Below are 7,011 nucleotides of genomic sequence, written 5' to 3'. Positions count from 1 at the left end.
GGCCCGCCCGGCACTCCCGGGCGGGCCTTCGTGCGTCGCGGGCGCCGCGTGCCCGGGCGCGCGCTCGCGGCGCCCGCGTCGCGGGCTCGCGCGCGGCGCCGCGAAACAGCATCCCGCTGACAACTCGGCGACATCCTGCAACCGATTCGTCAGCGAAACGCCGTCTCGCGCGATCGCCGAGCCGAGCGAACGGCGCACGGGCCCGGCACGCGCGAGCGCGCCGCGGCCGGGCGCGAAGCGCGCGCGGCGCCACGAAACAGCATCCCGCTGACAACTCGGCGACATCCTGCAACCGATTTGTCAGCGAAACGCCGTCTCGCGGGTGGGATGGGCGCAGCGCGGGGCGGGTGGGCGCGGGGCGGGCGGGCGCGCGGGTCAGTGACCGAGGGCGCGCGCCAGTTTCGAGCCGGATGCCGCGGGCCGACCGCCGGCGGCGAAGACGGCCTCGTCGACGGCGGCGAAGAACGCGGCGCGTCCGTCGTCGTCGGCGGGGGCGGCAGGGCCGAGCTCGACCTCCCACTCTCGCCAGGACGACTCTGCACCGCGGCGTTCGTCGCGGGCGCGGACACGGTCGTCGACGAACTCGGCGACCTCGCGGCCCTCGGCGTCGAGCAGGGCGTACGCCGTGCGGGCGTTGCGCACCCGGGCCAGCGGCACGAAGGGCGGGCGCGCGAGCGAGGACACGGCATCCTGGATCGCCTCGGGAACCACCGGGTCGGCGTCGTCGTCGGTCACGTCGCCCAACGGCCACTGCGTCTCGCGGCGACCGCCGCCCTCGAGGGGGCCCTTCACGTGCCAGCCCTCGTCGGGGCCGCCACGGCGACGGCGCACCGCGACCCCGGCTCGCGCCAACGCGGCGTCGGGGGTGTCGACGTAGCGGGCGTCGAGGTCGCGCGGTTCAGCGTCGCCGACGCGCTCTACCCCGGGCAGCGTCGACCAGTCCGGAAGGGGCGTGTCGGCGTCGACGTCGTACTTCTTCTCGACCTCGACGCTCGACCCGCCCGCGGGGACTGCGCTCAATCGTCGCGCCCGTAGCCGTCGGGGGTGATGTCCTCGGTCTCTTCGGCGTACGCGAAAACGCTCTGCGTGGGGCCGTCGGCATCCCCGGTGTTCGTCGCCTCGCCCTGGCGGCGGTAGACCAGCTGGCCCTCGCTGTAGGGCATGATCAGCGTGTCGTCGGAGTCGTTCTCGAGGGGGATGACCTGCCCGTCGAGCGGGCCTCCGGTCAGTCGTGCGATAGCCATGTCGCCAGCGTAGACCGCGGGTGCCGCCGCACCCGGCGCCTTGACACCGCTGACCTAGAATCGCTCGGGTGACTGCGACGGAACTCCCCGGCGACCGCCCCTTCGTCCTCCTGGCGACACTGGCCGAGGACCGGCCGGCCGACGAGGAGTACGCGCTCTTCCTGCGCTACACCGGGCTCCCGCCCGAGCGGCTCGTGCGCGTGCGCCTCGAGCGCGACCCGCTGCCTGCGCTCGACCTCGATCAGGTGTCGGGCGTTCTCGTCGGCGGGAGCCCTTTCAACGCCTCGGACCCCCTCGACAAGAAGTCGGCCGTGCAGCGTCGGGTCGAGGCCGAGATGGCGGACCTCGTCGCCGAGGTCGTCGCTCGCGACACGCCGTTTCTGGGCGCCTGCTACGGCGTCGGCACCCTCGGCACGCACCTGGGAGCCCCGATCGACGGGACCTTCGCCGAGCCGATCAGCGTCGTCGACGTAAGCCTGACCGCCGCGGGGCGCGAGGACCCTCTCGCGGTCGGACTCCCCGAGAGCTTCGCCGCCTTCGTCGGTCATAAGGAGGCGATCAGCGCTCTTCCCCCGGATGCCGAATTGTTGGCATCCTCCCCCACCTGCCCCGTGCAGATGTTCCGGCTGGGGCGCAACGTCTACGCCACCCAGTTCCACCCCGAACTCGACCTCGACGGCATCGTCACGCGCATCCACGCGTACGCCTCGTACGGCTACTTCGGTCCCGATGAGCTCGACCTCACCCTCGCCGCGGTGCGGCGCGCACCGGTGACGGCTCCGTCGCGGCTGCTGCGGACGTTCGTCGAGCGCTACGCGCGCTGAGTCGCCGCGGTCGCGGATCCCGGCGTCCTCACGCGCACCAGATCGAGCGGTGCCGTGAGAGCGGGGCGTGCGAGGCGGAGCGCAGCGTCCAGGCCCAGATCGACCAGGTGCACGCGGCCGGCGAGGTCGGGACCCCGGCCGCGGACGAGACCGGCTTTGAGCGCGCCGAAGGTGACGGTGACGTCGGCGGGGAGGACGGCGGCATCCGCGGAGCCGTCGTCGGGGTCGAGACCGCTCGGCAGATCGACCGCCACGACCCGCGGCCGCGTCGGCAACGACAGCACCCGCTCGACCAGTGCACGGGCGCTGCCGCGCAGGCGCCGGTCGGCGAGGCGACCGATGCCCAGGATGCCGTCGATCACGACCGCGTAGTCGGCGAGGTCGGCACACGCCTCGGACGTCGACCGCACGCGGGCCCCGGCGGCGGTGGCCGCTTCGAGGGCGGCACGGTGCACGCGGTCGCGGACGAGGACCACGTCGACGCGGTCGGCCGCGGCGCACAGCTCGGCCGCCGCGTAGAGCGCATCGCCGCCGTTGTCGCCCGCACCGGCGACGACCAGGACGGCCCCCGGTCGCTCGCGCAGCTCGGCGGTCACGACCTCGGCGAGAGCCGAGGCGGCCCAGCGCATCAACGGGCGTCCCTCGGCGAGCGAGGGCTTCTCGGCGGCGCGGACGGCATCGGCCTCGTAGGCGGGGACGCGGGGCGCGCCGGCGCCATCTCGGCGTTCGGGCGCCGGTATCGCCCCCGTCGCGGTCCCGGCCGCACCGGGTCGAGAGGCCGACCGGCGAGAGGGTTCGGACTCAGGCATCGCCGGCGGCCTTCTGCGCCGCGGCCGCGAGGGTCTCCCGCTCCTTCTTCTCGGCCGCGCGGGCGGCATCCAGCTCTCCGGTCGCGGAGCGCACCGCCTTCTCGGCGCGGGCCACGCGGAACTGGATCAGGGTGGCGGCGCCGTACTTCGCCCTGACGCGGTCGTGGTCTTCTTCGGTGGCGACCGTGATCCAGGCACCCGAGAGCAGGATGACCTGGCTCGACAGGTTGAGCCACAGCAGCAGGGCGATGAGCGAGGCGAAGGTCGTCAGCAGGGGGTTGTTGCCCGCGCCGCCCACGAACAGACCCGACAGCTGCTGCAGCACGACCAGACCGACCCCGCCGAGCAGGGCGCCGCGGATGAGCGTGCTGCGGCGGGTCTTGACCCCCGAGAGGGCGGCGAAGGCGACGGCGACGGCCGCGGTATCGAGCAGCAGCACGATGGCCGTGGAGAGCAGCCACGTCAGGACGGCGCTGACCCAGGAGTCGGCCGAGATCCCGAGAAGTTCGCGCACGAAGGTCAGTCCCGCCGTGGCGAGGAAGGTCACGACCGCGGCCCCCACGAGGGCGACGCCGATGCCGACCGCGACGGCGAGGTTCCGCACGATCACGAGAATCGGGAGCGTGTCGTCGGTGGTCACCCCGGCGATCTGGCGCAGCGCCGTGCGCAGCGTGCCGATCGCACCGATCGCCGCGCCGAGCAGACCGATGGTTCCGATGACGCCCGCGACCGTGAACTCGCGGGGGGCGTCGAGTTTGCTGACGTCGAGCAGGTTGTCGGGGCCGACCAGACCCGGCACGACGTTGTTGACCGACCTCTCGAGCGCGGTGAGGGCGTCGGGGTTCCCCGACAGCCAGACCGCCGCGAACGAGAAGCCGATGAGGACCGCGGCGAAGAGGCTGAACAGCGTGCGATAGGTGACACTGTCGGCCAGCGCGGGACCGCGGGCGCCCGAATAGACGAGGAAGGCGCGCACGATGCGGAGCGACAGGGCCCACGCGGTGACGCGACGGATGAGGTCGGCCATTGGCTCAGGCTATCCGCCGGGTGACCGGGTCCCGTGCGGGCTTGACCGGCGCGTCGGTGCCCGACACGGAGAGCTCCGCGTCCCCGCGCGGGCGAGCGCGGGGCCGCCCCATCGCTCACCCCTGCAGGATCCGCCACCACGCCCCGCCCAGCAGATACGGCCCGTACGCGAGATCCGCCCGGCGCGCGCCCGCGAGCCAGGCACCCGCGGCCGCGCACCCGCCCAGGACGCTCGCCATGGCGAGAGCGGATGCCACGGCCCCGACGCCGAACCAACCGAGGTGGGCGCCCACGAGGGCGGCGAGTTTGACGTCTCCCCCGCCGAGGGCCGACGGACGCGCCAGGTGCACGACCGCGCACAGCGCGAAGGCCAGGACCGCTCCCTCGACGACACCGTGAGCGCGCGCGGGCTCGTCGCGCGCCGCGGCGGCGAACGCGAGCAGGGCGATCGAAAGGGCGAGGGCGGGGAGCACCACGGCATCCGGAAGGCGGTGCCGGCGGATGTCGATGACGGCGAGCGCGACCCCGGCCACGGCCAGCACCCCCCAGGCGGCGAGCAGTGCGGCCATCGCGCTCAGGCGTCGATCACGAACAGGTCGACCTCGACGACGCCGCCGGGGGCGATGCCCTGAGCGTCGCGGACGGCCTTCTTCAGCGGCAGCACGTAGACCCCGCCCGCCTGCGGGAAGATCGACGTCCGCCAGGCCGATGACCCGATCGTCGCCTCGACCCGCACGCCGCCGAAGCCCCGGCGGTACATCTGCGTCTCGCGGATGTCACCGCTGAGCGCGGGCGGAAGGGCGACGAAGTACCAGTCGCTGTCGGAACGCGCCTCCCACCGGAAGACCTCGCCCTCGAACCGTATGCGCATCGCCCGCTCCCCTCGTCGGCTGGACCGGTCACGATACCCGGGGCCTCACGCGGGGTCCCCGTCCTCCCCCGCCGATCGCCCCGGCGGCGGGGTCGGGAGGAAAGGTGCGGCCCCTCGTCGGGCACGTCGGGTCGATCCCGCGGCGAGGTCGACGAGCACCGCCACGACCGCCGCCGCGACGTACACGACGAGGTCGCGCGCGTCGAACCCGGTGCCGAGGACGAGGGCGATCGGCCGGAAGACCGCCGCGAGCGCGATCGGGACGCCGGTGGCCTGGAACAGCTCGACGGCGACGCTCCACCCGGCGGCGATCGCCCCGACGACCGGGGAACCAAGACGCGGCGCGAGCAGCACCACCCCGGCGAACACCGCGACGGTGTAGAGCGCGTCTCCGGCCACGTCGCCGAGCAGATCGGGGACGGCGGCGGCGCGGGTGGCGAGCCCCGCCGCGATCGTCGCCGCGAGGGCGATCGCCGCGGCCGTCCGCCGCGTGCGCGTCGACACGGCGTCTCGACCGGAGCCGTTCACGCGAGCACCCCCGCCGCGCGGGCGGGTCCCGCGTACGCGCGCGCGAGGGTGTCCACGGTGTCATGGGCGTTGAGTCCGCTCGGGTTCGGCAGTACCCAGGTCGGCACCCCCGCGATACCGTCGTCCTGGCGCCCCGCCACGGCCCGGGGATGCCCGAAGCCCTGCCGGTACGCCGTCAGCCCGACCACGGCCACGACCCGCGGTCGCCACTTGGTCACGCGGTCGGCCAGGGCGGTCGCTCCGGCGCGGAGTTCGTCGCGGGACAGCTCGTCGGCCCGGACGGTCGCGCGCGCGACGAGGTTGTCCACCCCCACGCCGGCGTCGAAGATCATCCGTCGATCGTCGGCGCTCAGCGCCTCGGCGTAGCGCGGCAGACGGGGCAGGATCCCCGCCGCCACCAGCGCCGGCCAGAACCGGTTGCCCGGGCGGGCGAAGGGCGTTCCGGTCGCCGCCGTCCACAGACCGGGATTGATGCCGACGAACAGCAGCCGCACCCCGGGCTCGACGAGCGGGGGGATGGTGGCATCCCGGAACGATTCCAACTCGGCGCGCGAAAAGCCCATACGACCACTATGACCACTACGGGCACGCCCCTCGGTGTTCTGCCAGGATCGGAGGAATGGATGCCGTCCCCGCCCTCACCGAGATGCCCCCCGCGCAGTCCGTCATCGTCGGCGACAACGTGCGTCTGGCCACGTACTCGTGGGGCGACGTCGACGCCGACCCCGTGCTGTGCGTGCACGGGTTCGGCTCCAGCACGCGCGACAACTGGGTCAACACGGGCTGGGTGCGCGACCTGCTGCGGGCGGGCTTCCGCGTGATCGCGGTCGACCAGCGCGGTCACGGCGAGAGCGAGAAGCCGCACGAGGCCGCGGCGTACACGATGCCGACGCTCGTGTCCGACCTGGTCGCGGTGCTCGACACCTACCTCGTCGACCAGGTGCGCTACCTGGGCTACTCGCTCGGCGGTCGCGTGGGCTGGCAGCTCGCTGTCGACGCCCCCGAGCACGTCGAGAGGGCGGTTCTCGGCGGCATCCCGGACGGCCGGCCGCTGGCCCGCCTGCGCGTGGATCAGGCGCGCGCGTTCCTCGACCACGGCACGCCCGTCGAGGACGCCACCACGCAACGGTACGTCTCGCTCGCCGAGCGCGTGCCGGGGAACGACCTGCGCGCGCTCGTGGCGATCGCCGAGGGCATGCGCCTGGGCGAGACCGATCCCGACCCGACCGCGCCTCCGCAGCAGCCGGTGCTCATCGCGACGGGCACCGACGACCCGATCCACGATCAGTCCGCGCACCTCGCGGGGTTGCTCCCCCGCGGCGAGTTCGCCGACATCCCGAAGCGGCACCACGTCAACGCGCCGGGATCGCGGGCGTTCCGCGAGACGGGCCTGGAGTTCCTCTCCCGGGCGCTCTGACCCGACCGCCGTGAGCCGGGCCGCCGTCGGGCCCGACCGCCGCGGGCCGGATCCCCGGACGCCGCGTGCCGCGCGCCGAGCCACCCCGGGCAGCACCACCGGACGCCGCACCGCCGCGGGCCGGAACGCGTCGCGCGGCTCGCGATCACCGCTGCTCACCCGCAGGCGTACACGGTCGACGGCGCACTCGCGTCGACGGAGCAGTGCTGGCCGACCCACGTGCGGATCTGCGCCGAGGCCGAACTCTCGTCGCCACTCGACAGGCCACCGCCACGGCTGCCGTTCCACTGCC

Annotated in this window: 10 protein-coding genes; 2 read left to right on the top strand and 8 right to left on the bottom strand. The window is 74.2% G+C overall.

Annotated features, from left to right (window positions below; genetic code table 11):
• Nucleotides 1-375: 375 nt before the first annotated feature.
• The gene (locus QZ433_RS13455) at nucleotides 376-1,020 is read right to left on the bottom strand and encodes a CYTH domain-containing protein (RefSeq protein ID WP_295784420.1); all 645 of its coding nucleotides are present in this window, start codon (nucleotides 1,018-1,020) and stop codon (nucleotides 376-378) included.
• Entirely contained in the window at nucleotides 1,017-1,244 is a 228-nt protein-coding gene (locus QZ433_RS13450; RefSeq protein ID WP_295784418.1) for a response regulator, read from the bottom strand. The genes QZ433_RS13455 and QZ433_RS13450 overlap by 4 nt, the downstream gene beginning before the upstream one ends.
• A 68-nt stretch (nucleotides 1,245-1,312) precedes the next feature.
• Between QZ433_RS13450 and QZ433_RS13445 the strand changes: the two genes are divergently transcribed.
• Nucleotides 1,313-2,068 carry a glutamine amidotransferase gene (locus QZ433_RS13445; protein WP_295784416.1) on the top strand — a complete coding sequence of 252 codons (756 nt, stop codon included), beginning with the start codon at nucleotides 1,313-1,315 and terminating at the stop codon, nucleotides 2,066-2,068.
• Here the strand turns inward: QZ433_RS13445 and QZ433_RS13440 are convergent.
• From QZ433_RS13440 to QZ433_RS13415, 6 genes are all read right to left on the bottom strand, one after another.
• Entirely contained in the window at nucleotides 2,056-2,877 is an 822-nt protein-coding gene (locus QZ433_RS13440; protein ID WP_295784414.1) for an NAD(P)H-hydrate epimerase, read from the bottom strand. The two genes, QZ433_RS13445 and QZ433_RS13440, sit on opposite strands and share 13 nt — an antisense overlap.
• The gene (locus QZ433_RS13435) at nucleotides 2,870-3,904 is read right to left on the bottom strand and encodes a YhjD/YihY/BrkB family envelope integrity protein (RefSeq protein ID WP_295784413.1); all 1,035 of its coding nucleotides are present in this window, start codon (nucleotides 3,902-3,904) and stop codon (nucleotides 2,870-2,872) included. Before QZ433_RS13435 ends, QZ433_RS13440 begins: the two co-directional genes overlap by 8 nt.
• A gap of 115 nt (nucleotides 3,905-4,019) precedes the next feature.
• Nucleotides 4,020-4,472, bottom strand: coding sequence for an A24 family peptidase (locus QZ433_RS13430; protein WP_295784410.1), 453 nt, complete (start codon nucleotides 4,470-4,472; stop codon nucleotides 4,020-4,022).
• A 5-nt stretch (nucleotides 4,473-4,477) separates the two neighbouring features.
• Nucleotides 4,478-4,774 carry a DUF1905 domain-containing protein gene (locus QZ433_RS13425; protein ID WP_295784408.1) on the bottom strand — a complete coding sequence of 99 codons (297 nt, stop codon included), beginning with the start codon at nucleotides 4,772-4,774 and terminating at the stop codon, nucleotides 4,478-4,480.
• 45 nt (nucleotides 4,775-4,819) lie between these two features.
• Nucleotides 4,820-5,302, bottom strand: coding sequence for a DUF2809 domain-containing protein (locus QZ433_RS13420; protein WP_295784407.1), 483 nt, complete (start codon nucleotides 5,300-5,302; stop codon nucleotides 4,820-4,822).
• Nucleotides 5,299-5,865 carry a mismatch-specific DNA-glycosylase gene (locus tag QZ433_RS13415; RefSeq protein ID WP_295784405.1) on the bottom strand — a complete coding sequence of 189 codons (567 nt, stop codon included), beginning with the start codon at nucleotides 5,863-5,865 and terminating at the stop codon, nucleotides 5,299-5,301. Before QZ433_RS13415 ends, QZ433_RS13420 begins: the two co-directional genes overlap by 4 nt.
• A gap of 56 nt (nucleotides 5,866-5,921) precedes the next feature.
• Between QZ433_RS13415 and QZ433_RS13410 the strand changes: the two genes are divergently transcribed.
• On the top strand, nucleotides 5,922-6,719 hold the full coding sequence (locus QZ433_RS13410; RefSeq protein ID WP_295784404.1) for an alpha/beta hydrolase: 798 nt from the start codon (nucleotides 5,922-5,924) through the stop codon (nucleotides 6,717-6,719).
• Nucleotides 6,720-7,011: the final 292 nt, after the last annotated feature.

Origin of the sequence: uncultured Microbacterium sp., from assembly GCF_913776565.1 — a bacterium.
In the GTDB taxonomy this organism is placed as follows: Bacteria; Actinomycetota; Actinomycetes; order Actinomycetales; family Microbacteriaceae; genus Microbacterium.
The sequence above is the reverse complement of the archived record's forward strand: the minus strand, read 5'-3'. Positions and strand labels throughout refer to the sequence as shown.

What these genes read in the sequence shown, in the direction of transcription:
- QZ433_RS13450 (WP_295784418.1), bottom strand. Translation starts at nt 1,244, where the DNA reads ATGGCTATCGCACGACTGACCGGAGGCCCGCTCGACGGGCAGGTCATC.
- QZ433_RS13440 (WP_295784414.1), bottom strand. Translation starts at nt 2,877, where the DNA reads ATGCCTGAGTCCGAACCCTCTCGCCGGTCGGCCTCTCGACCCGGTGCG.
- QZ433_RS13435 (WP_295784413.1), bottom strand. Translation starts at nt 3,904, where the DNA reads ATGGCCGACCTCATCCGTCGCGTCACCGCGTGGGCCCTGTCGCTCCGC.
- QZ433_RS13430 (WP_295784410.1), bottom strand. Translation starts at nt 4,472, where the DNA reads ATGGCCGCACTGCTCGCCGCCTGGGGGGTGCTGGCCGTGGCCGGGGTC.
- QZ433_RS13425 (WP_295784408.1), bottom strand. Translation starts at nt 4,774, where the DNA reads ATGCGCATACGGTTCGAGGGCGAGGTCTTCCGGTGGGAGGCGCGTTCC.
- QZ433_RS13415 (WP_295784405.1), bottom strand. Translation starts at nt 5,865, where the DNA reads ATGGGCTTTTCGCGCGCCGAGTTGGAATCGTTCCGGGATGCCACCATC.
- QZ433_RS13410 (WP_295784404.1), top strand. Translation starts at nt 5,922, where the DNA reads ATGGATGCCGTCCCCGCCCTCACCGAGATGCCCCCCGCGCAGTCCGTC.